Annotated in this window: 19 protein-coding genes and 1 tRNA gene; 12 read left to right on the forward strand and 8 right to left on the reverse strand. The window is 69.5% G+C overall.

Annotation, left to right across the window (positions count from 1 at the left end; all coding sequences use genetic code 11):
- Positions 1 to 37: 37 nt before the first annotated feature.
- A complete protein-coding gene (locus HZB25_05010) occupies positions 38 to 1,699 on the forward strand; it encodes a hypothetical protein (protein ID MBI5836585.1) in 1,662 nt (553 codons plus the stop codon).
- Here the strand turns inward: HZB25_05010 and HZB25_05015 are convergent.
- Complete coding sequence (locus tag HZB25_05015; protein MBI5836586.1) at positions 1,688 to 2,374, reverse strand: thioredoxin family protein; 687 nt, start codon at positions 2,372 to 2,374, stop codon at positions 1,688 to 1,690. The two genes, HZB25_05010 and HZB25_05015, sit on opposite strands and share 12 nt — an antisense overlap.
- The gene (locus HZB25_05020) at positions 2,371 to 2,811 is read right to left on the reverse strand and encodes a TlpA family protein disulfide reductase (protein MBI5836587.1); all 441 of its coding nucleotides are present in this window, start codon (positions 2,809 to 2,811) and stop codon (positions 2,371 to 2,373) included. The genes HZB25_05015 and HZB25_05020 overlap by 4 nt, the downstream gene beginning before the upstream one ends.
- A 484-nt stretch (positions 2,812 to 3,295) precedes the next feature.
- On the opposite strand from HZB25_05020, the gene HZB25_05025 reads away from it, so the two are divergent.
- The 4 genes from HZB25_05025 (at position 3,296) to HZB25_05040 (ending at position 7,118) form a co-directional block, all read left to right on the forward strand.
- Positions 3,296 to 3,916 (forward strand): hypothetical protein, encoded by a 621-nt coding sequence (locus HZB25_05025; GenBank protein MBI5836588.1) that lies wholly within the window; start codon positions 3,296 to 3,298, stop codon positions 3,914 to 3,916.
- On the forward strand, positions 3,913 to 4,248 hold the full coding sequence (locus HZB25_05030) for a transcriptional regulator (protein MBI5836589.1): 336 nt from the start codon (positions 3,913 to 3,915) through the stop codon (positions 4,246 to 4,248). The genes HZB25_05025 and HZB25_05030 overlap by 4 nt, the downstream gene beginning before the upstream one ends.
- A 749-nt stretch (positions 4,249 to 4,997) precedes the next feature.
- Positions 4,998 to 6,278 (forward strand): choice-of-anchor D domain-containing protein, encoded by a 1,281-nt coding sequence (locus HZB25_05035; GenBank protein MBI5836590.1) that lies wholly within the window; start codon positions 4,998 to 5,000, stop codon positions 6,276 to 6,278.
- Positions 6,279 to 6,311: 33 nt separating this feature from the next.
- Positions 6,312 to 7,118, forward strand: coding sequence for a hypothetical protein (locus HZB25_05040; GenBank protein ID MBI5836591.1), 807 nt, complete (start codon positions 6,312 to 6,314; stop codon positions 7,116 to 7,118).
- Between the two features lie 16 nt (positions 7,119 to 7,134).
- On the opposite strand, the gene HZB25_05045 is transcribed toward HZB25_05040, so the two are convergent.
- Together HZB25_05045 and HZB25_05050 are read right to left on the reverse strand one after the other, a co-directional pair.
- A tRNA-Leu gene (locus tag HZB25_05045) sits at positions 7,135 to 7,221 on the reverse strand.
- Between the two features lie 267 nt (positions 7,222 to 7,488).
- Complete coding sequence (locus HZB25_05050) at positions 7,489 to 8,169, reverse strand: hypothetical protein (protein MBI5836592.1); 681 nt, start codon at positions 8,167 to 8,169, stop codon at positions 7,489 to 7,491.
- Positions 8,170 to 8,255: 86 nt separating this feature from the next.
- Between HZB25_05050 and HZB25_05055 the strand changes: the two genes are divergently transcribed.
- Positions 8,256 to 9,647: an anthranilate synthase component I family protein gene (locus tag HZB25_05055; GenBank protein MBI5836593.1), complete on the forward strand. Its 1,392-nt coding sequence runs from the start codon at positions 8,256 to 8,258 to the stop codon at positions 9,645 to 9,647.
- The gene (locus tag HZB25_05060; protein MBI5836594.1) at positions 9,644 to 10,576 is read left to right on the forward strand and encodes an aminotransferase class IV; all 933 of its coding nucleotides are present in this window, start codon (positions 9,644 to 9,646) and stop codon (positions 10,574 to 10,576) included. Before HZB25_05055 ends, HZB25_05060 begins: the two co-directional genes overlap by 4 nt.
- A gap of 190 nt (positions 10,577 to 10,766) precedes the next feature.
- On the opposite strand, the gene HZB25_05065 is transcribed toward HZB25_05060, so the two are convergent.
- Positions 10,767 to 12,110, reverse strand: a complete 1,344-nt coding sequence (locus HZB25_05065; protein MBI5836595.1) for an aminotransferase class V-fold PLP-dependent enzyme — start codon at positions 12,108 to 12,110, stop codon at positions 10,767 to 10,769.
- Between the two features lie 82 nt (positions 12,111 to 12,192).
- Positions 12,193 to 13,419 (reverse strand): threonine/serine exporter family protein, encoded by a 1,227-nt coding sequence (locus HZB25_05070; GenBank protein MBI5836596.1) that lies wholly within the window; start codon positions 13,417 to 13,419, stop codon positions 12,193 to 12,195.
- A 50-nt stretch (positions 13,420 to 13,469) separates the two neighbouring features.
- Here HZB25_05070 and HZB25_05075 point away from each other — a divergent pair, with 50 nt between their 5' ends.
- The gene (locus tag HZB25_05075; GenBank protein MBI5836597.1) at positions 13,470 to 13,973 is read left to right on the forward strand and encodes an Lrp/AsnC family transcriptional regulator; all 504 of its coding nucleotides are present in this window, start codon (positions 13,470 to 13,472) and stop codon (positions 13,971 to 13,973) included.
- A gap of 200 nt (positions 13,974 to 14,173) precedes the next feature.
- Here HZB25_05075 and HZB25_05080 read toward each other — a convergent pair whose 3' ends face one another.
- Positions 14,174 to 14,911 carry a PEP-CTERM sorting domain-containing protein gene (locus HZB25_05080; protein MBI5836598.1) on the reverse strand — a complete coding sequence of 246 codons (738 nt, stop codon included), beginning with the start codon at positions 14,909 to 14,911 and terminating at the stop codon, positions 14,174 to 14,176.
- A 393-nt stretch (positions 14,912 to 15,304) separates the two neighbouring features.
- Between HZB25_05080 and HZB25_05085 the strand changes: the two genes are divergently transcribed.
- From HZB25_05085 to HZB25_05095, 3 genes are all read left to right on the forward strand, one after another.
- Positions 15,305 to 16,285, forward strand: coding sequence for a PorV/PorQ family protein (locus tag HZB25_05085; GenBank protein ID MBI5836599.1), 981 nt, complete (start codon positions 15,305 to 15,307; stop codon positions 16,283 to 16,285).
- 15 nt (positions 16,286 to 16,300) lie between these two features.
- Complete coding sequence (gene glgC, locus HZB25_05090) at positions 16,301 to 17,335, forward strand: glucose-1-phosphate adenylyltransferase (protein ID MBI5836600.1); 1,035 nt, start codon at positions 16,301 to 16,303, stop codon at positions 17,333 to 17,335.
- Positions 17,336 to 17,477: 142 nt separating this feature from the next.
- The gene (locus tag HZB25_05095; protein ID MBI5836601.1) at positions 17,478 to 18,743 is read left to right on the forward strand and encodes an NTP transferase domain-containing protein; all 1,266 of its coding nucleotides are present in this window, start codon (positions 17,478 to 17,480) and stop codon (positions 18,741 to 18,743) included.
- A gap of 46 nt (positions 18,744 to 18,789) precedes the next feature.
- Here HZB25_05095 and HZB25_05100 read toward each other — a convergent pair whose 3' ends face one another.
- On the reverse strand, positions 18,790 to 20,787 hold the full coding sequence (locus tag HZB25_05100) for a transglycosylase SLT domain-containing protein (protein ID MBI5836602.1): 1,998 nt from the start codon (positions 20,785 to 20,787) through the stop codon (positions 18,790 to 18,792).
- A gap of 218 nt (positions 20,788 to 21,005) precedes the next feature.
- On the opposite strand from HZB25_05100, the gene HZB25_05105 reads away from it, so the two are divergent.
- A complete protein-coding gene (locus tag HZB25_05105; GenBank protein MBI5836603.1) occupies positions 21,006 to 23,129 on the forward strand; it encodes a PEGA domain-containing protein in 2,124 nt (707 codons plus the stop codon).
- Positions 23,130 to 23,303 lie beyond the last annotated feature (174 nt).

The raw sequence follows: 23,303 nt of genomic DNA on the forward strand, positions 1-23,303 counted from the left end.
CCATTCGGAGACACGCCGCCCTGGCGTGGAGGTGGTCATGCGAAACATTCCCCGTCTCACACTCGTCATCGGCCTGGTGGCCGTGTCACTGACCCTGGTCATCTACGTCGTGGGCATCGGCCGATCCGGCGTCTCCTCTCGAGCACGGGCCGCGGCCGCGGATCTCGGGAATGTCGGACGCGTGAGCTTCCCGGTGACGAGCGCGCCGGGGATCCAGCCGGACTTCGATCACGCGGTGGCGGTGCTGCACTCGTTCTTCTACGAGGAGTCGGAACGGGAGTTCGCCGCGATCACGGAACGTGACCCGCGCTGCGCCATGGCGTGGTGGGGAGTGGCGATGAGCCTGTGGCACCCGCTGTGGGAGCCGCCCGACAGCGTGTCCCTGAAGCGCGGCTGGGATGCTGTGCAGCGCGCGGAGGCCATCGGGTTCGGCAGCGAGCGCGAGCGCGCCTATGTCGCGGCGCTGGCCACCTTCTATCGCGACTGGCGTCACGCAGACCACCGCACCCGGGCCGCGGCCTACGAGCGCGCGATGCAGCAACTGAGCGCGCGATTCCCCGAGGATCTCGAGGCCGCGGCGTTCCACGCGCTGGCACTCGACGCCACGGCGGATCCCAGGGACAAGACCTACGCCCGGCAGCGCCGGGCTCTGGCCATCCTGGAGCCGCTCTACGTCCGTCATCCGGATCACCCGGGAATCGTGCACTACCTGATCCACAGCTGCGACGCGCCGCCGCTCGCGGAGCGCGCCCTGCCTGCGGCCCGCCACTACGCCGAGATCGCACCGCGCGTGCCGCACGCGCTCCACATGCCGGCGCACATCTTCACTCGTTTGGGGATGTGGGACGAATGCATCCTCTCCAACCTGGCCGCGGCGCAGGCCGGGCGCGAGTACGCGGCGGCGGTCTGCGGTGGCGGTGCGTACTACGACGAAGTGCACGCGTTCGATTACTTAGAATACGCCTATCTACAGAAGGGACAGGACGTGGAGGCCCGCGCCATCCGCGACAGCGTCCTGGCGATCCGGCGTGTGAGCCGGCAGACGCTGTCCTTCTTCTACGCGCTCGCGTCCGTGCCCTCGCGCTACGCGCTGGAGCGGCGGGACTGGAGGGCGGCGGCGGAGTTGCGGCTCCCGCCGGGATGGGATTGGAGCCGTTATCCGTGGACCGAGGCGACGCTGCAGTACGCGCGCGCCCTGGGTGGCGCGCGGTCGGGCCGGCTCGAGGTCGCGCGGGAGGCAGCCGCGCGCCTGGAGGCCATCCGGAAGGACATCAAAGATCCGAAGCTCCAGTACTGGGCGCGCCAGGTGGACGTGCAGCGCCGGGTGGCGGCCTCGTGGCTGGCGTTCGCGGAAGGGCGGCGGGAGGCGGCACTGACGGGGATGCAGGCCGCCGCGGCCATCGAGGATTCCAGCGAGAAGCTGCCCGTGACCCCGGGCTCGGTGCTGCCGGCGCGCGAGCTGCTGGGGGACATGTTGATGGAGTTACGACTGCCGGCCGAGGCGTTGGAAGCCTACACGGCGACGCTGGAGACCTCGCCGCGACGGCTGTACGCACTCGCGGGCGCGCAGCGCGCGGCGGAAGCGTGCGGGCGGCACGCGGCCGCACGGGAGTGCGCCACGCAGTTGCTCGCGGTGGCGAAGGACGCGGACGGGGAGCGCCTGGAGGTGGGGGAGGCGCGGCGGCTCCTACGTCCCTGACTTCTCCCTCGCGCGCAGCTTCACGGAGCAGCCGAGGGCCTTCGTCTCCGCCAGCCGCACGGGCTTGCCGGCGGCCACCGCGGCCACCGCGTCCTGCAGCCAGTGTTCCTGCACGGCCTTCTCGTCGCGGGCATTGTCGTCCACGCCCCCGTGATAGACCAATCGTCCGGATGCGTCGAAGAGGAACACCTCGGGCGTGTGCGTGGCACCGAAGGCGCGGGCCACTTCGGAGGTGGAGTCCACCGCGTAGGCGAACTTGAACCCGAGGGCCTTGGCCCGGGCCCGCGTCTGCTCGTAGTCATCCTCGGGGTAGGCTCCCGGGTCGTTCGGGTTGACGGCCACCACCCCGATTCCTCCCTCCAGGGCCGCGTTCCCGATGGCAGCAATCCGGGCCTGCCACGCCTTGACCCATGGACAGTGATTACAGGTGAAGATCACAAGGGTGCCCTTCTTCCCGGCGACGCCCCCGATCGAAACGTACTGGCCATCTCCGGCCTTCATGGGCTCCGCCGCCATCGGCGCGGGCTTGCCGAGCGCGAGTGGCGTGGCAGCGCTCACGGCGTGGGACTCGGGGGACGGGCTCTTGCCATCGTCTCCACGGGCCACCCCGGCGGATGCGATGAACAGCGCCGGCAGGAAGGCGGACAGGAGCAAGACACCGGAGTTCAGCTTCATCTGGAAGGCTCCTTGATCGTTGAAGGTGATGCCAGGGCCTGTTGAATCGCGTTCCCGAAGCGCGCGGTGTCGCATTCGCCCTCCCAGAACTCGACCAGCCTGCCCCGACGGTCATAGACGAACGTGGCCGGGAGCGCCCCGGACCACGCGGGGTTGAGTGTGTTGATGAACTCCATGTCCGGGCCCGTCTTGATGTAGCTCGTGTCCCGCACCCCCTGTGCCGCCAGGAAGCGTCGCACCTCGGGCAGTTGCTCGTCGAAGTCGGCGGATACCGGCATCAGCCGGAGTTTGGACCCGGCAAGTCCCCGGGCCGCCCTGAGCAAGGCAGGGAACTCCTGCCGACATGGGACGCACCAGGTGGCCCAGACGTTGACCAACGTCGCGTCCGCGCCCGGGCGGGCCACACGGGCCAGCAACTGCTGAGCGGTCGCAGGCACCACGGGCACACCGGCCGGTCGATGCCGCCTTTGCGCCGTGGAGTCTCTGGAGGCCTTTGCCGCCAACGCAACGTCGGCCCCCGGGGGAGTGAGCCACGCTGCCGACATCAGTACTGCCAGAAGGAATCCATGGGATGTGCGCATAGGGATTGTGCCTGTGTTCTCCCAGGGAAGCTCAGGTGTGGGGGCCGGAGGGGCCGGCTTCGCGGTCTTCACAGTTTGACGCAGCATCCGGCCCAGCGGTTCCCGGGGGGCGCCTTTAGGCTCCCCAACCATGCGGGCTGCCGGGTGGTTGGGTCTGCCGGAGATGCGACACACCGCGGCCGAGCTGGTTCACTTGCCGAGACCATCCGCCTCTCAGAGGTACACCCCGACTGCGACCCATCCCCGAATGTGACTTGACGCAAACTAGTCTGCATGGCAAACTACATCCATGGATCCGAATCCCACCGCTTACTCCGCCGCCCCCGAGGCCGTCGCCCGCATGGAACGGCTTCAGGAGCTGACCCGGAGGTACTCGCGCTTCCAGCGCAACGAGGCCGGGCTGGGTCACGTCGCGGGCGGACTGCTGTGCCTGGGCTCCTATTTCGGTGGGGCGCTGCTGCCCTGGGGGCTGCCACTCCGGCTGGCGCTCGCCGCGACGCCTTTCCTGTGGCTGGCCGTGCGGGGTGTGCTCAGGGCGAGGTTGTACCAGGGCCTCGGGCGGGTCGTGGAGCCGCTGTCCGCTCGAGAGGCGAGCTGGCACAGACTTATCACGGGCCTGCTCGCAACCGGCAGCGTTGCCGTGCTGGTACTTCTGCTGTGGAAACTCTCGGCGCGACCGCAGGGCGCCGGCCTGGCCGTGCTGCCGCTCGCCGGCTACCTCGGCTTCGTGCTCGCGATCCCGTTGGTGGTCTGGTTCTGGCTGTGGACGGTGGGGGAGATCCTGGTGGGCGTGTTCCTGATGTGCCAGGCAGCCGTGGCGCTCGTGGGACTGCACTACCCGCTTGGCAGCCAGCTCCAGGCGCCGCTGGCGGCGGGGATCATGGTCGTGGCGGGCGCGATGCAGCATGCGCGGTTCCGCGCGTTGAAGCGGGAATTGCGCGCGTTTAGCGGGGGCGCATGAGCCGGGCTCGCGCGCAGGGATCGGTCCAGGCGTTGCTGAACCTGGACCGCCTGGTTCACGAGCCCGCGCGGCTCGTAATTCTCACGGTGCTATCCGGCGCCGCGGAGGTGGAGTTCAAGTTCCTCGAGGCCACCACCGGCCTCACCCGGGGGAACCTCTCGAGTCATGTGTCGAAGCTGGAGGCCGCTGGGTACCTGGATGTGCACAAGTCCTTCCGGGCGAGGCTGCCAGTCACGAGCTACCGGATCACCGCATCGGGACGGCGTGCGCTTGCGGACTATCTTGAGCATCTGAGAGGCGCTCTGCCCCGCCAGGGCAAGGTGGCATCCTGAACCACGCAGGCCGCGAGGCGGCCCCGTCGCCCGGCTCCGGGCGCAGCATTCAAGGAGATCCACATGGCACGCATTGAGATTCGCTACTGCGCGTACTGAATCACCGGACTTCATGCTGTCCGTGTGGCGGCACGAATCCGACGTGAGCTCCAGACCGACGTCGAGATGGTCGGGGGACGCTACGGTGAGTTCAAGGTTCTCGTGGATGGGAAGATCGTGATTGATGGGGGGCCGATGGCGGCGCTGGGGGTACTGCCGTCGGCGGGGAAGGTGCTTGAAACTGTGCGGCGGTGCCTGTCTGCATGACGGTCGGAGGATGGGCAAGTCGGGCAGCGTAGGCAGACTGTCTACGGAAGAGGGGCGAGCCCACCCGCGTCGCGCACGGCGGGAAGACCCCTTACGAGGCCCTGCGCCAGCGGCTACCCTGGGCGGACAATCTGAAAGGCGATCTTGCGCACGCTGCAAACTCCCCCGGGGCGAGTTCGCCGAGCAGGATCGGGAACGCGCCTCGGGCATACCCGAATTCCAGTCCAGGACTGTCCGAATCGGAGCCGACCCAAACGCATCTTGAGGCACATCATGTGATATGCTTGCGGATGGATCCGACGCAATCTTCTCGAATTGAGGCCGCCGTGCCTAAGTCAAGACTCAGCCGCTTCCGCCTCTTCTCCATAGCCCCGCTGGTGCTCGTCGGGGCCCTCTCTGCCGGTTGCGCGGACCATGTGACGCCACAGCCGCAGCCCGATGCCGTGCTGAACCCAACCAGTATCGATTTTGGCTCCGCTCGCGTCGGAACGAGTCCCTCCCGGTCGTTCAGTGTCACAAATGCCGGAGGGGGAACGATCGCTGGGACTCTCGGAGTGTCCAGCGCTGCGTTCCTCCTGGTGGGCGACAGCACGTTTTCGCTCGCTGCGGGACAGTCCAAGTCCTTCACCATCAGATTCACTCCGCTCGACACCGTCGCCTACGCGTGCAGCGTCTCGGTGCGCGGCATCGGCGCGTGGATCCGCGTTCTGGGCCGGGGGACTGCGACTGCCGCGTCGACACCTGTATGTTACGTTCCGCGCACCCAGGTGTCCTTTGACACGGTGACCGTGGGTGCATCGAGAACCCTTTCATTCTCGGTCCACAATCTGGGTGGTGGGGTGCTTCGGGGGAGTGCAGGCATCTCGTGCCCGGAATTCTCGGTTGTCTCCGGTGGGGAATACGCCCTCACTGAGGGGGAGTCGGTCCTGGTTGCCTTGAACTTCGCGCCAACCGGGTCGGGAGGACTGAAGACATGCCTCGTCGAGCTCTCCGGTGGCAGCTGCGGGAGCGTGTTGCTTACTGGAGTCGCGGCATCTCCACCGACCGGCAGCCTCCGGCTTTCCCGGAGTGCCATCGACTTCGGACAGCTGCTCGTGGGCAGAACAACGGATCAGACCTTCAGGCTTCGAAATGCCGGGAGCGCTCCGGTGCCTGCTACCGTGCAGACCTCGTGTGCCGCGTTCCGGGTCGTCACGTCGCTTCCGGAGCTGTTGCCAGCCGGCGACTCGCTCGAGGTGACTGTGCGGTTCGCCCCGACCGACGTGGTCGCCTACTCCTGCTCCCTCGCCATTGGCTCGCCGCCGTCGGCATGGCTCGCGCTCCGGGGAACGGGCTTCGAGCCGCCGCACTGCAACATTGAGTCTGTGCTGGGGCTGCCGTCCCGCCTCATGCTGGGAGATTCCGCCAGCGGATGGTTCACCGTTGTGAATACCGGGATCACCCGCATCTCCGGCAGGGTGACTGCCACATGCCCCGGGCTGGTCCTGTTGGACAGTGTCTACTCGATCAAAGGTGGCGCTTCCGCCATTATCCGATTCAAGGTAATTCCGGTTCGTGTGGGCACATTCAACTGCACGCTCAACCTGGGAAACTCTCAGTGCTCATCGGTCAGTGTTGGACTTGTCGTGGACCCACAGCCCCCCGCGGACTACTTCTCCTGGGGGAGTTGTGGCAGCAGGGATGGACAAATCGGCCAGGCTACATCCGTGGCAGTGGATGGCTAGGGACACGTGTACATCGGAGACGCCGGCCGAAGCATGGTGCAGAAGTTCTCGTCCGACGGCGCATTCGTCGCAGGCTTCCTGGTCAACGACCTGGACAACGGGAGGCCGGCGAACGTGTCCGGGGTAGCGGTGGATCCGACGGGCCGGATCTACGTGCTCGCGGGGCCGAGCGTAGCCGGCGGAAATGTGCGCATCCTGGTGCTTTCCTCGGATGGAGCGGCGCTGAACGACTGGATCGTGGATAGACGCACGTCGAGCATCGCCATGGGACCGAACGCGCAGCTCTTCACGGTTGGAAGTCACTACATCTCGAGTATCGACGGTCCTTTGAGAGTCACCGTCTACGATCATTCCGGCGTCCTCCAAAGGTACATAGACGTGCCATCGATCAATCAGCAGTGGCCAAACAGTCTGGCAGTCGATGCCTCGGGGCGGGTCTACGTCTCAATTAGGGACTTGCGGGGCGTCTACTCGATTTCCGGCGGAGGTGCAACCCTTGTCGGCGGGCCGGGCCGGGGGGACAGGCAATTCACATTCCCGGGGGGACTCGCGGTGGACGCCGCCGGCAACCTGTACGCCGGAGATCTGCCCGAGTGCACGACCCTGCCAGGCCACGGGACGACTTGCGTCGGCGGGCAGAGGATCGGCGTCTTCGAGACGGCGGGAGGGTATCACCAGCTGGGCTCGGGCCTCGTCTATTCACCCGTGGGCCTCGCGGTCTCAACCCAGGGCTTCCTGTTTGTGGTGGATGGATGCAAGGTGCATCGGTTCCACGTCGCCGCCAGTCCCTCTCCAGGCCGGGCGGGATCATCGAGCACTTTCCGTCGAGGCAGTCGCTGAATCAAGTACGGTGCGTTGGTGCCGGAGGAGGGACTCGAACCCTCACGACCTTGCAGTCACGGGATTTTGAGTCCCGCGCGTCTACCAGTTTCACCACTCCGGCAAAGTAGTCTCCGAGAGAATCGCATCGCCGCGAAATCATGTCAACGCAACGCAGTCCAAATCGGACCCTGGATGCCACGCGGATGGCCACGCCCGCGGCCGCCACGCCCCGGAACCGCCGGCGCCCCGCGCAGGGGAATGATGCAGCCGCGCCAGGGCCCCCGACGCGGCTGCGATGAGCGCACGCTCGTGCGCTCGAGCGGGCGCAGAGCGCCCTATTTCTGAAGTTCGTCTGCGGCGACTGCACTCGCCAGGAAGCGCGTCGTGCCTACTTCCTCCGCGCCCCGCCCACCACGACCAGCCCGGCCAGCCCAAACCCCACCAGCCACCCCGAGCCCGTCTCCGGCACCGGCGCCACGCTGCGGTTCAGCTTGAACCACACGTCCGTCGGCGCCTCGACGGTGAAGTTCTCCAGGCTCCAGATCCACTGCGCATCATCGGCGATCCCCGCGATCGGGCCGCCGTTGGTGTGCTTCCAGATCGAGGCTGCGTTGGTCTGCACGCCGCTGGTCATGGGCCGCGAGCTGGCCCAGCCGGAGTGCGGCGTGTACCACGTCGCCGGCCCCGCCAGCGGGTCGCTCAGCGCGTACAGCCAGTCGTTGGTGTTGGTGAGCAGGGTGGCGCCGCCGGTCTCCCACATGAGGCCGCTGCCGGGGGCGATGTCGAGCTGGGCCAGGAACGCGCCGGGATTCTCGTCGCCGTTCAGGCCCCAGTGATCGTGCACGTGGAAGACGAGATTCCGTTCCTCGCCGGGGGCAAGGGAGAAGCCGAACACGTCCGCATAGTGCCAGTTGTCCCAGTTGGCGCCGCCGTAGTAGGCTCCACCGTTCGAGGACACGAACGTGAAATCATCCCCGGTGGCCGTGATGTTCAGGCCGTAGGCCATCGCCGTGGAGGCCGCGAGCACACCGCCAAGGACCAGGGCCGCGCAGCGAAGCAGTCTCGTCATGGGAACTCCCGTGTGTCAGGCTGAGGGCACGCTGGCGTCCGGCTCTCCCGGACGCCTTTCCGTAGAGCATATCAAGGAACGATAACGTGTCAACCGTCGCATTTGCCGGGCTTCCGGCAGGCTGCTTCCCATCGCTGCTGGATGCCGGGCCGCGCCATGGCGGGATCGGCTGCATGGCGGCCTGGCCCGCCCTGCACCGGACCGTCCGTTGGAACAACGAGGCCGATGCGCGTTCCGCGCTCCAGGGCCTCCTCGGGACCCTCGAAGCCAGCCTCGCGCCCACGGCAGGAGCCGCCGGCTCGCTCGCGGTCCTGGCACTATCCTACGAGGCCGGCTGGCTCCTTCAGCCGCGCCTGCCGGGTAACTGGGCGCGCGGCCTTCAGCCCGGCGCGGTGCTGGCCGACCTCGCGGTCTACCCCGGGTGGGCCGAGTTCGACCACGCGCGGCAGCGGCTGCACCTTCGGGGCACGACCGGCCTGTTCCAACGGCCGATGCCCGAGCCCGCGTCGGCGCACCCGCTCGCCGCGTTGCGCCCCGGGCCCTGGCGCGCCGCCTTCGGCATTGCCGAATACACCCGTGCCGTGGAGCGCACCCGCGAGTACATCGCCGCCGGCGACGTCTATCAACTAAACCTGGTCAACCGCCTCGAGTGCGCGGTCACGGGTCACCCGGGCTCGCTCTATCGCTCCGCGCTGCGCCACGCCCCCGCGCCCTACATGGCACTGCTGCGACGTCCCGGCCTGGACCTGGTGAGCCTCTCGCCCGAGTGCTTCCTGCGACGCCGGGGCGACACCCTGCGCGCCGCGCCGATCAAGGGCACAGCCGCGCGGCACGCCGATCCCGCGGCCGACGCCCGCTCCGCGCGGGCCCTCACGCTCGACCCCAAGAACTGCGCCGAGAATGTGATGATCACCGATCTCTTCCGCAACGACCTCGGCCGCATCGCGCGCACGGGCACGGTGCACGTGCCCGAGCTGCTCGCCGTGCGCAGCTTCCCCGGCGTGCACCACCTGGAAAGCGTGGTCGAGGCGCAGCCGCGCGCCGGCGTGACCATCGCCGAAATCCTGGCCGCCACGTTCCCATCCGGCTCCATCACCGGTGCACCCAAGCTGCGCGCCATGGAGCTGATCGCCGAGCTGGAGCCCGCGCCGCGCGGGTTCTCGATGGGCTCGATCGGCGTGTTCCGCGCGCGCGACGAATGGGAGATGTCGGTGGCCATCCGCACGCTGGAAATCCGCGACGGCCGCGCCTCGTTCCCGGTGGGTGGGGCGATCACGTGGGACTCCACCCCGATGGACGAGTGGCGCGAGTGCGGCCTGAAGCGGCGCGCGCTGGAGCGCGCGCTGGAAGGGCAGGGGGATGCCACGCGCGAGCCGGTGCGGGTGAAGGCAGACGAACTGCCGTGGCCGGCGGACGCTGCGCTCCAGGCGGACGCCGCGCTACAGCCGGGAGCCTCGCTGCAGGCCGCCACCCCGTGACCCTGCCGCTGGTCCATCTCGACGGCCGCGTCGTTCCGATGGCGGAAGCACGAGTCCCGCCCACCTCCGCGGGCTTCCTGTGCGGCGCCGGCACATTCACCACGGCGCGCCTCGTGGCCGGCCGCCTGTGGCAGTGGCCCCTGCACCGCCTGCGCCTCGAAGCCGGCTGCGCCGCACTGGGCTTCGACCCGCGTGCCACGCGCGTGGAATCCCTGGAAGCCGAGACGCGCGCCCTGGCCGAGGCCGCCGGCGCCCCTCCCGACGCCCTGGCCCGAATCCAACTATTCGAGGGCGCCGGTCCGCTGTGGCCCGAGCCCGCCGCGCCGGGGTCTGCGTCGAACGCCGCGACCCACCCTGGCGAGCGTCCGATCGGGCCCGGAGGGCGTTCGACCGCGGCACACGGCCCCGCGGACCACCCGGACCGCCCGGTCCACCGCCTGATCCTCCTGCGCCCCGCCCCGGCCCCGCGCCCGCCCGCGCGAGTGGGCTTCTCCGACTGGAGGGTGTTCTCGAACGCCCCCCTGCGCGGCCTCAAGCTCCTGAGCTACGCGGAGCCCTGGCGCGCAATGGAAGCCGCCCGCGCGAACGGATTCGACGAAGCGATCCGGGCCAACGAGAGGGGCGAAGTCGCAGGCGCATGCAGGGCGGGAGTGCTGTGGTCGCGCGATGGAGAAGTCTTCGGCCCCGACAGTTCCTGCGGCGGCCTCGAAAGCACCACCCGCGCCTGGGCCATAGGAAAGCTGCAAGCCCGAGGCCGCAAAGTCACACTGGGAGCCTTCCCGGTGTCGGAGGTGGCGGGAGCGGAGGAACTGATCCTGTTCTCCGCCGGCGTCGGAGCCTGGAGCGCCGCCGAATTCCAGAGCCGCCCCCTGGCGGGAGAGGGCGGTCGCGTTGCCACGGATCTGGGGAAGGCGTTCACGCCAGCTTAGGACGAACAGCGCGGAATTGCGCAGCACCGAAGCGTACGGCGGAGCAAGTGCAGAGGAGTCGCAATCCACGGAGCTGCGCGGCGGAGCAACCGCAGGGCAACTTGACTGCACGGAACAGCACGGCGAGCAATCGCAGGACGCTTGATTGCCCGGCACGGCAATACCCTCTCCCGGGGCGCGGGTGCACCCCTCACGGTGCGTCTGCGACCGACGTAGCCAGGATGGCGAAGGAGGGAGCAGCCGCAGTGATGGCTGCGCAGGATGCGCAGCCGAACGGGCCGTGAGGGGTGCACTCGCGCCCCGGGAGAGGGCTGCGCGCGATGCCGACCGCCTTCATCGCGGTCTCGAACTGCCCCCACCGCTGCTCCAGGCTCCCCGTGTACCCGATCGAAACCCGCACCAGCCCCGGCGAGATCCCCGCCCGAGCCTGCTCCTCCTCCGACAACTCGCTCGAAGTCGAACTCGCCGAGCACGAAAGCAGCGTTTCGAAGTACCCCAGGCTCACCGCGATCATCCCGAACCCGCCCTCGTTCTGCAGCGCCTCCATGAACCGCGCCGCGCGCTCGGCGGTGCCCAGGTCGAAGCCGAAGATCCCGCCCCAGCCGTAGCCCGGGTTGAGCATCCTCTCCAGCGCCGCGTGCCCCGCGTGCGAGGCGAGCCCCGGGTAGATCACCGGCAGACCGCGTGACGAGAGACGCGTGGCGAACTCCAGCGCGCGCCGCGAGTGCTCCGCGACGCGAATGCCGAGGTGCGGGATGCGCAGCCCCAGGTGGAATGCCACACCCGGATCCATCGTGGGCCCCAGCAGCATCAGCGAGCCGTTGTTGACGTCCATGAGGCCGGCGATGAACTCCTCGCTGCCGCACACGGCCCCGCCGAGCACGTCCGAGGCGCCGCTCACGAACTTGGTCAGGCTGTGCACCACCACGTCCGCCCCGTGCCGGGCGGGGGAGACGATCACCGGGCAGAAGGTGTTGTCCACCACCAGCAGCGCGCCGTGACGGTGCGCGATCTCCGCGAGGCGCGTGATGTCGGCCACCACCAGCGTTGGATTGGACGTGGTTTCCACGTACAGGAGCCGCGTGCGGTCCCGGAACGCAGCCTCCACCGCGGCCAGGTCGGTGACGTCCACGAAGGAGGCCTGGATGCCCGTGCGCGCCGGCAGGAAGTGGCGGAACAGCGCGAACGTGCCGCCATAGATCGTGTCGCCCACCACCGCGTGATCCCCCGCGCCGCAGATGCCCAGCACCGTGGCCGATATGGCGCCCATGCCGCTGGCAGCGCAGTAGGCGGCCTGCGTGCCTTCCAGGGCGGCCAGCTGGCGTCCGAGCGCGTACACAGTGGGGTTGAAGTGGCGGCCGTAGAGATAGCAGCCCTGCCCCGGGCCGCGCAGCCCGTGGAAGATCTCGGGCATGGTGTCGGCGTTGAGCACGGTGAAGGTGGTGCTGGCCTCGATGGACATGTTCACCCCGCCGTGCTCTCCGAACTCGTGACGGGCGCGGGCCAGGGACTCGATCGGGTCGAAGCGGCTCATGGATCCTCCATCGGAAGCTCGCAGGGCAGGCCTGCGCACCTGCCGGGAACAGCTCGGGAAACGGGCGGCACGAATGCCGGCGCTACAGCGCCCGGCGCGGCGGTACCAGCAAGTTGGCGGCGAGCAGCCCGGCGACCAGCGCCACGGCCACGAACGCCATGGTGAACGCGGCCTGCAGGCCGGACAGCACGTCGTGCGCGGCCAGCGCCGAGAAGCTCCGGAAGCCCAGGCTCCCGGGGACGAGCAGCATCAGCCCGGGCACCAGCGTGACACCGGCGGGGTGGCGGCGCACGCGCGCCAGCGCATTGCTGCCCATGCCCACCAGCAGCGCCCCGACCAGGGCGCCGAGCTCGGGGCCCAGCACGTGGGCGCCCAGGCGCGCCCCGAAGAATGCGAGTACACCCGCGCACAGGATCCAGCCCATGTCGCGCGGGCGGGCCCCCAGCAGCACGCCGTGCGCGAACGGGGCCACCCCCAGCGCGGCCCACAGGATCCAGCCTGGCGGAGCCACCGGATCCACCGGGGCGGGCGCGCCGAAGAAGATCCCGGCGACGCGGCTGCCCAGCACCGCGCCGAAGGCCAGCCCCATGAACATCACCACCGCACCGGTGAGCCGCGAGGAGCCCGACACCAGGTGCCCGCTGGACAGCTCCGTCATCGCCACGGTGAGCGTGAAGCCGGGGATCAGCACGATCACCCCGGCGAGCAGCGTCACGTGCAGGCTCACGTGCGGAATGGTGGTGGCGGCGGCCACTGCGACGGCCGCGGCCAGTGCCGCGGCCGCGGGCTCGAACAGCCGCCCGGCGTTGCGGAAGCGCCGCGCGAGGATCGCCATGAGCCCGATCACCAGGCCCACGACGGAGGTCAGCGCCATCTCGCGCCAGCCCCCGCCCAGAAAGCTCGCGGCGGATCCGGAGGCCACCGCGAAGCAGGCTGCCCGGGTGGCAGGGCCGTACCTCGCCGGTGCGGCCAGGATCTCGTCCACCCGCTCCTCGGCCCGGGTGGGAGAGATCCGCGCCGCGGAAACGTCGTCAATGGCCTGCTCCACCAGCGTCTGGCGTTCGAGGTCCACTTCGCCCTGCTCGGCGCGGACCAGGAAGGTCTCGCGGTAGCCGGGGGCGTCGAAGGTGGCGAACACCGCCGTGGGGGTGGCGAAGAAGGCGCCCTGGATCCCCAGCGCTCGCGAAACGTCGGTCATGGCGTCTTCCAGCCGGTGGCTGGGCGCGCCCAGGCGGTGCAGCGCGCGGGCGAGCTTCACGGTGAAGGCCACCGCGGGCGGGGGGGATGATTCTGTGCGATGGTTTGACATCGGAAGATCCTTCTGGAAGTTGGTCCGTTCTGGATGATAGATTCATGTCCATGGCAAAGAAACAGAATAAATTGCGGAAGGAGCCGACGCGCAGGACCCTGGACCGAATGGATCTGGAGATCCTGGCCGAACTGCAGAACAATGCGCGGCTCTCCAACAAGGAGCTGGCGTCGCGCGTGGGCCTGGCGCCCTCGAGCTGCCTGGAGCGGGTGCGGCGGCTGCTGACGGAGGGCACCATCCGCGGCTTCCATGCGGAAGTGGAGCCTGCGGCGCTGGGGATCGGGCTGCAAGCCCTCATCGCGGTGCGGCTGCGCCGTCACTCCCTGGCCATGGTGCGCGCGTTCCGCGGCCATGCCGCGGGACTACCGGAGATGCTGGCTGTCTACCACCTGGCGGGGGCGCAGGACTTCCTGCTCCACGTCGCGGTGCGCGACGTGGAGCACCTGCGCGCGCTGGCAGTGAACGAGCTCACCTCGCGCCCGGAGGTGGACCACGTCGAAACGTCGCTGATCTTCGAACACTCGCGCGGTCGCCTGTCGGCAGGAGGCAGGTGAGACAGCCGCAGCGATGTCGGGCCAGGATGGCCCGACGAGCGGGCCCTGAGAGGCACACCTGCGTCCCGGCAGAGGGCATGGGAAGCCCCGGGCCGAGGCCAGGCAAATGAAGCAGCCGCGCCCGTGCGAGGTCGGGCGCGGCTGCGAAGGGAGCGCACGTTCGTGCGCTCGAGCGGGCGCGTGGGCGCCCTATTTCGGGGTCACTTCCTCCGCGCGCCCAGCATCGCGCCCGCCAGCCCCAGCGCGACGAGGATCCCACTCCCGGGCTCCGGCACCGGGTCCGGTGTCGGGTCCTTCTTCTCGGCCACGATGTTCGTCCGCAGCCGGTACCACGTGTCCCGCTGTCCGGGCATGAGCTCGTTCTCCGGCTCCCAGATCCACATGGCCTCGTTGGCGATGCCCGCCACGGGGCCGCCGTTGTAGGTGGTCCACACCGAGCGCCCGTTGGTCTGCGGGCCGACCGCGACCGTGGGGTTGGCGCCCGCCACCAGGAACGAGGGCCCGCTCCAGCCCGACCACGGGTCGTACCACTGCACGTCGCTGTTGTACAGCGGGTCCATCACCGCGTACTCCCAGTCGGTCATGTTGGTGGTGAGCATGTCCGTGCCGGTGGATTCCCAGACGAATCCCGAACCGGGGGTGATGGACACCTGGGCCAGGAAGGCCCCGGGCTTCATCCCGGGAGCGTCAATGTCCGCCTCCTGGACGTGGATGATGATCTCGTGCTCCTTGCCCGGCGCCGAAAGATTGAAGTCGAACGAGTCTGCGTGGCGCCAGTCGTCGAAATGGCGGCCGGCGTAGTACGGCCCATGATCGGTGGAGACAGTCATGCGATCGTCGCCGGTGGCGGTGAGCGTCAGGATGAAGGCGTGGGCGGGCGTCGCGTTCATGCCCACGGCCAGGAGCATGGCGGCGGCAGCGAACAGCTTCACTCTCATCGAAGAATCCTCGCAGGGGGCCTGGTGGCGACCGGGTCTGGGTGCTGGGTGCGGCCCCATAACGAAAGAATTATATCACGAACTCGTAACGTGTCAAGTTGGAGATGGGGGGCCGCCGAAGGAAGGCCACGGAAAAGCGCTCTTGCCGGGAACCCGGAGGCCGTATTTCGAATTCTGATAGGTAGGTAGGCGGTCCGGGGCACATTTCCGCGCTCCCGGCGCATGGCAAAGGGGGGCGGCTGGTGGCACGGCCGTTGACCCAAGTGCCGCAGGTTGTTATGGTGCCTTCATCGCCCGGAATGACCCGGGCTTCTCAGGCCCTGCGGGTCCGTCCGCGGCGCCGCCCCAACCGGGGCGGGCCGCGCCGGCAGCCCGCCCGGAAAGGCTGATCGCATGCGGTGTCCGAACCGGATCCTCCTGGCGCTCCTGCTGGTGCTGACCCTGCCCATCCCGGCCCGGGCCGACAAGTACGCCGGGGAGTTCCTGAAGCTGGGCGTGGGCGCGCGCGCCCTGGGCATGGGCGGGGCGTTCGTGGGCCTTTCCGACGACGCCACCGCGATGTACTGGAACCCGGCCGGGCTGGGCTTCCTCACGCGCCGCCAGCTCCTGCCCGCGCACTCCGAGGAGTTCGGGCAGGTCCTCAACTACGACTACCTGGGCTTCGTGCAGCCGCTGAGCCCACGGGAGACCCTGGGCTTCGCGGTGGTTCGCCTGTCGCTCGACAACATCCCGCTCACCGACAGCCTGCGCACGCAGCCGGGCCCGGGCGGCCTGCCGGTGCCGATCTACGACGAAGGCCGGCTGATCTACACCAGCGACTCGGAGATGGCGCTGCTCATGAGCTACGGGCGCGTGGTCAGCCGCCGGCTCAACCTGGGCCTCACCGTGAAACTCATCCGCCAGAGCGTGGCGGAGCACTCCAGCTTCGGTTTCGGGGCGGACGTGGGCGCCATCTACACGCCCTCGCCCAGCGTCTCGTTCGGCCTGGCGCTCCACGACGCCTTCGGCACGTTCCTCAACTGGGACACCGGGCGCCACGAGCGCATCTCGCCCTCGCTGCGCGCGGGCACCGCGATCACGCGCGGCATCGGGCAGGACCACCTGGTCACCCTGGCCGGGGACGTGTACCTGACCTTCGACAACCGGCGCACCTTCAGCCAGTTCTCCACCGGCAAGGTGGGCGGCGAGTTCCACACCGGCGCCGAATACTGGTACCGGCGCACGCTGGCGCTGCGCGCCGGGTTCAACCACGGCAACTTCACCGCGGGCGCCGGCGGACGCCGGGGCCGCTTCGCGCTGGATTACGCCTTCATCTCCAACTCGAACGCGGGCCTGGACAACACCCAGCGCATCTCGGGCAGTTTCGAGTTTTAGCCCCGGGGCTCCCTCATGCGCGACGTCTACGTGATGGTCCTGGCGGGGGGCAAGGGCGACTCGCTCGGGCTGCTCACCGCGCACCGTCCGGCGGCGGCCCTGCCCTTCGGCGGGAAGTACCGCGCCATTGATTTCGTGCTCTCCAACTGCGCCCACTCCGAGCTGTCCCGCGTGGGGCTGCTCACGCAGTACGCACCCACCTCGCTCAACCGCCACGTGGGCATCGGGCGCCCCTGGGGCCTGGACCGCCGCGACGGCGGCCTGACGCTGCTGCAGGCGTTCGGCCGGCGGCAGGAGGCCAGCTGGTACCGCGGCACCGCCGACGCGGTGGCCCAGAACCGCGACCAGTTGCAGGGCGTGCGCATGACGCTGGTGCTCTCCGGCGACGCCGTCTACATGGCCGACTACGGCGAGCTGATCCGTTCCCACCAGGCCTCCGGCGCCGCGCTCACCGTGATGGTCAAGGAAGTGCCCGCCGATCAGTGCGGTCGCTACGGAATGGTGACGCTGGAGGGGCCGCGCGTGGTGCGGTTGGAGGAGAAGCCGCGGGCCACCGAGACGCGCTGGGCCTCCATGGGGGTGTACCTGTTCGAGACCCAGGCCCTGCTCAAGCGGCTGGAGGCCGCGACCGGGCCGGACATGGTCTACCACGTGATCATCCCCATGATCGAGCAGGGCGAACGGGTGGAGGCGCGCACCTTTGACGGCTTCCACGAAGACCTGGGCAAGGTGGACGCCTACTACCGCGCCAACATGGACCTGCTGGGCAAGCGCCCGCCGCTGAACCTGTACGACCCCGAGTGGCCGGTGTTCTCCAAGAACGAGGAGTTGGCGCCGGCGCTGGTGGGCACCGACGCGGTGATCTCGGGCAGCGTGGTCGCCAACCTTTCGGTGGCGTGCGGGTGCAGAAGGGCGCGCGGGTGGAGCGCTCCATCGTGTTCGCATTCTCGCGCATCGAGGCCGGCTCGGTGGTGGACACCACCATCCTGGACAAGCGCGTGCACGTGGGCGGCGGCGCCCGGGTGGGCGGACCGGGGGCGATCACCGTGATCGGCAAGAACGCCACGCTGCCGCCGGGCCTGCTGGTGGGCGAGGGGGCGCGCGTGGCGCTGGGCGCGGTGCCCGCGGATTTCAGCGGCACCACGGTGGCCGCGGGCGCCGAGGTGGCGCACCGATGAGCCAGCGCTACTCCATGCTGCTGGCCGGCGGCGAAGGCAGCCGGCTGTGCCTGCTCTCGGAGAAGCGGGCCAAGCCCGCGGTGCCGTTCGCGGCCAAGTACCGCATCATTGACTTCGCGCTCTCGAACACCGTGAACTCCGGCATCTTCGACATCGGCATTCTCACCCAGTACCGGCCCGCCTCGCTCAACCAGCACATCGGCAGCGGGCGGCCGTGGGACCTGGACCGCACCCGCGGCGGCGTGGAGCAGCTGCAGCCCTACCTGGGCTGGGCCGAGACCGACTGGTACAAGGGCACCGCCGACGCGGTGTACCAGAACCTGCACGTGCTGCAGGCCACCCGCGCCGAGGAGGTGCTGATCCTCTCCGGCGACCACGTGTACAAGATGGACTACAACCCCATGTACCAGTTCCACGCCTCGCACCCCGGCTCGGTGACGGTGGCGGTGAAGGAAGTGCCCGAGCAGCTCACCAACCAGTTCGGCATCCTCCAGCTGGGCCCGAAGAACCGTGTGGTGCACTTCGAGGAGAAGCCGCGGCACGCGCGCAGCACGCTGGCGTCCATGGGCATCTACATCTTCTCGCGCAGCCTGCTGGAGCGGCTGCTGACCGAGGACGCCGCCGACGCGAACAGTCGCCACGATTTCGGCCACGACCTGCTGCCGCGGCTGGTCGCCGAGGGCGAGGTGTACGCCTACGCCTACGAGGGCTACTGGGCGGACATCGGCACCGTGGACTCCTACTACCAGGCCACCATGGACCTGACGCGCGTGGACGCGGAGCTGGACCTGCGCGATCCCGATTGGCCCATCCACACCGTGAGCTACGACCTGCCCCCGATGTTCGTGGGCAACACCGGCTCGGTGAGACGTTCGCTCATGGGCAGCGGCAGCATCGTGCGCGGCCGGGTGGAGAACTCAGTGATCTCGCCGGGGGTGATCGTGGAGAAGGGGGCGGTGGTGCGGGATTCGATCGTGATGAACCAGTGCTGGATCGGCAGCGACGCGGTGGTGGACCGGGCGATCATTGACAAGAGTGTCTTCGTGGGCCGCGGGGCGCGCGTGGGGCACGGTCCTTCAGGCGTGCCCAACGTGTCCTGCCCGGAGCACCTGAGCTCGGGGCTTTCCATCGTGGGCAAGGGCACGCGGCTCCCCGACGGGCTGGTGGTTGGCCGCAATTGCCGCATCGCCCCGGACCTGATCGAGAAGGACTTCGCCGAGGGCGGCCTGCCCAGCGGCGCGGCCATGGACCCGCCGGCGCGCAGGGCGGCCTTGAAGTAGGGAAGGCACTCATGCCTGCCCCGCGGGTCAGGCATGAAGGCCCGGCCTACTCGTTCACCTCCGGTTGCGCCACCACCAGCGTCTGCCCCGGACGGATGCTCTCACCTTCCTCCAGCCCGTTCCATTCCACGAGGTCCGACACCCGGCATCCGAACCGCGAGGCCAGCGCGTAGAGCGTCTCGCCCTTCTTCACCGTGCAGGTGCGTCCCAGCGCCGGTCGCGCGGGACCCAGGGGAGGGGCGGGCTTCGCCGCGCCGGAGGGCAGCGGAGGCCCGGCCAGGGCGGCGCGCGCGGTCGCGGGACGCGGTTCGGGAGCCACGGGCCCCGCCATGGAGGCCGCCATGAAGCGCGGCACCGGAGGCCCGGCCTGGACCGCGGCAAGCGCCGGCGACGGCACGCCCACGGACGCGCCCGGCGCGGGAGCGGATCCCGCGGGCGCCGGCGGATACGGGCCCGCCGGGACCATCGGCACGCTCTCCTCCCTGCCGGGTACGCGCAGCACGCCGCCCGGCCGCAGCCGGGAGCCGAGGTCCCGGATCCGGTTGGCGCGCGCCAGCTCCTTCACCGTCACGCCGTAGCGGCGGGCCACGGCGCTCAGCGTCTCACCCTTGTGAATGCGATGGCTCAGCACCACCGGTTCGGCCTTGGCCAGCGCGGCGGGGTAGTCGCGCGCGCGCAGCTTGGCCAGCACCTCTCGTCCCGTGCCCTTGGGCACGCGCACCAGCGTGCCGCCGTCCTTCGGCGAGGCGGTCTTGCGCAGGTAGGCGGGATTGAGCTTGCCCAGCACCTCGATGGGCGCGCGCGAGAGGTGCGCGAGCACCTTGAGGTTCACGCCACCCGGCACGTGGATCTCGTCGAAGCTCAGCGGCGTTCCCATGGGCGTGCCCTTGAACCCGTAGGAACCGGGGTCCTTGGCGATGGTCAGCGCGGCCATGAACGCCGGCACGTAGTCCTGCGTCTGGCGCGGCAGGCGCAGGGACCAGTAGTCGTAGCTGTTCTGGCTGCTGAGCGCGCGCAGCACCGTGCCCTCGCCGCTGTTGTAGGCGGCCAGCGCCAGCGGCCAGTCGTGGAACAGCGAGTACAGGTGCTTCAGGTACTGGGCCGCGGCCTCGGTGGACCGCGCCGGGTCGCGGCGCTCGTCCACCTTCTGGTTCACGTTCAGGCCGAAGATCTGCGCGGTGCTCTTGATGAACTGCCACGGGCCGGAGGCAGCCGAGCTCGACAACGCCTTGGGATTGAACCCGCTCTCCACGAACACCACGTGGATCAGGTCGGTGGGCAGGCCGTTGCGCTCGAGCACCGGCAGCATCATGTCCACGTATTCGCCCGAGCGGGTGAGCCAGGTCTGGAAGGTGGAGTGGCCGCGGCCCGTGAAGAAGTCGATCCACTTCTGCACCCGGTCGTTGCTCTCGGGCAGGATCTGCTGGGCCTCCCGTCCCTGGATCAGCGAGTCCGCGGGCGAGGGCGGAAGCGCGGCGAGCAGCGAGGGCCCCAGCGAAGCGGCATGGCCGGTGTGGGTTGGAGTGCCCGCCTGGCGGCTGCCGGCGGGGTCGGCCTCACCCGGGCGGGGCGCGGAGGAAGTCGCTCCGTCCGTGTCGGGGGCATCCGATCCCTCGCCCGCGTCGCTCCCTGCCTCGCGCATTTCGGGTCGCAGCGTCAGGTGCTGCCGCACGCAGCGCAGGCGCACGCCGCCGGCCTGCTGGATCAGCTTCACCAGCTGCTGGTTGCGCGCGTAGGAAAGCGGGACCCGCTGTCGGAGGTCGTGGAGCGACGCCAGCAGCCGCTCGGCCGCATGCTGGGCCTCGATCATCCGGCCGTTCTTCAGCAGGCGATGGCAGCGCGAAAGCTCCGCTGAAGCCCTGTTCATTTCGCCGGGGACATCCACCATGAATGCGAGACTGTCGGCGGGGGTGAGGACGGGCACGTCCGGTCCGAGGTAGGTGGAATCATCGGCGGCCCTCGCTCCCGGGCCGGGCGCCCAGGATAGTCCCAGCAGGGCCGCCAGGATGACACCGCGGATCCCCGGTTGGAAGTGGTTGGCCATGAATCCTCCCTGATGAGCAACTGGGCCGCAGGATACCTGTTTCGCGCCCCGGGTGGCAACCAGGCCCCGGAACCGGGCCGCGGCACCGGGCCCATCCATATGTATGGAATTATCGGTTCGCCTGCCCCAACTCTCCACCCGCGCCTCCACCGGAGGCAGAAGCCCATTTCTTGACACCGAGTTACGCCATGGGCTAGGTTGGCTTTGGGAGGGACCCCGTGGAGTTTCAACTCGCCTCACGCGCCGACACCCTGGCGCTCGAGTGGAAGCGCACCGACGGTTCGCTGGCCCTGTTCACCTGGGGCAGGACCGCGCTTTGGGACGAGCGCAACGGACCGGACTGGCTCATCCATCTGGGCCAGACCGTCACTGCCGCCACCGAGCCCGTGGCCGGCCTGCCGGGACCGGTCGCGAGCCTGATCGCCGCCTTCCGGCTGTCCGCCTCCGAGTACTGGCGCTTCTCCGACGTTGACCCGCGGCTGGCCGTGGATGCGCTGGCCGTATTCCATGACGCGGGAATCGTGTACGTGGTTGCCGCGGGCAACTGCCGGGTGTTCCGCGCCCGGGAGCGCCGCGAGATCTTCCTGATCGAGCCCGTCTATTCGGAGCGGGACCAGGGAGCCGGCCCGATCGGCGCGGGGGAGAACATCGAGCAGGTGACCTGGGGCCAGGACCTGCCGCGCCCGGGGGATGTCTACCTGCTGGCGGCGGGCCTCGAGTCCGAGCCTTCGCAGGGCCTGCGGGACTACCTGATGGACTCCGCCGGCGACATGGGCGCCGCGCTGAAGTACTGCCGCGGCATGCTGCTGATGGGACCCGATGCCGCGATCCTCGAGGCCCCGCCGCCGAAGTCCATCGCCATCGCCGCCGGCTACATTCCGCCCGGCGGACGAGCCGTCCCCGAGGATGAGCCGCTCCGCCTGCCCGATTTCCTGGAGAACCTGCCCACCAGGAGCACGCTGCGATCCAGCGAGTCCCCGCGGGGTGCGCAGCCGGGGGGCGTCGTGCCGGTGAGTGTATCCGGATCGGCTCCGCCGCCCGCGGCACCCATTCCCTCCGCGGCTGAGTCATTCGCACCGCCCGCGGCGCCCCTTCCCTCCGCGGCCGAGCCATCCGCGCCGGCGGCGCAGGTGCCCGCGGCGTTCGAGCCGGTTCCGCCGCCCGCGCGCCCGGCGTCTCCCACCCACGAGCCGGCATCCGACTCGCCGAAGCGTCCGATGACTCGTCCGGCCCCGACGTTCGCCGAGACGCAGCCTCCGCCGGAGCCCGCGGTCGGATGGCGGCGCTACGCGGGCTACGCCGCGCTGGCCCTGGTGGTGGGCCTCATCGCCTGGATGAGCCTGGGTCGCGGATGGATGCCGTGGCGGCACGCGCCGTGGGCTCCGGCCTCGCTCTCGGTGGTCACCGAGCCCGAAGGGGCGCGCGTGAAGGTGGACGGGCGCGAGGTGGGCTCCAGCCCGCTGCAACTCGAAGTGAAGCCCGGGAAGCACTTCGTGGAAGCCCGCCTGGGCGACCTCGGCGTGGACACCCAGACCTTCGCCCTGAAGGCGGGGGAGACCGCGCAGTTCCGGCCGCGGTTCGCAGGCCAGGTGTCCATCGGCAACACGCACCCGGGGCTGCCATTGTACGCGCAGCTCGACGGCTCCACCGCCGACAGCGTTCCGGTGGTGTGGAAGGACGTGCCGGCGGGGCGCCACCTGGTGAGCTTCAGCGGGCCCGGCGTGCTGTCCTGGACCGCGGAAGTGCGCGTCACCAGCGGCCAGGTCACCACCTATGACGCCCAGCCGCAGACCACCGCGGGCGATGGCGGGCTGGAAGTGACGTCCATGGTAGTCGGCAACCAGGGCCTCAAGGAGTCCAAGGGCGATGCCGTGCGGGTGGACTGGAGGCCGGCGGGACGCACCCCGTTCCGCACTCGACTGCCCATCGGCATTCACAGCGTGCGCGTGGAGCGGGCCGGCGAGCTGCCGCAGATCCAGCTGATTGACCTCAAGGCCGGGCAGGACCGCTACGTGAAGGTGGAGTTCGACGGCTCGCCGCGAGCCCGCGTGGACGTGGCTCCGCCCTTCGGCACCTCCGGCTATCCGCTGGTGGCGGCGGTGTTCCATCCGGCGCACCGCGAGACGATGCGCGAGATGCGCCTCTACTACGCCTCCCCGGAACAGACCGTGTTCGTCCGCCGAACCATGACCCTCCTCGACAAGGACAAGGGAGTCTACGCCGCGCCGCTGCCCGCGCTGGGCGAGGGCCGCGCCTCGTGGAAGTACTACGTTGTGGCCGTGGACGGTGACTTCAACGAGATCCCGAGCGAAGTGCTGGTGTATGGGAAGGCGTTGAAGTAGACCTCGCGCGAGGCCGGGCCTCCGAAAGGCCTGGCTCCGACATCTCGACCGGTGTCCTCCGATCTCCTGGTGCGCCCGGTTCTCCAGTCTCGCCCGGTTCTCCCGGATCCTCAGGCATACCCCATCCTCCGTCTCCACGCGTTCTCCTGCCCCGACTCGCGAATGAGCTGCTCC

The organism is Candidatus Eisenbacteria bacterium, assembly GCA_016235265.1.
In the GTDB taxonomy this organism is placed as follows: Bacteria; Eisenbacteria; RBG-16-71-46; order RBG-16-71-46; family JACRLI01; genus JACRLI01.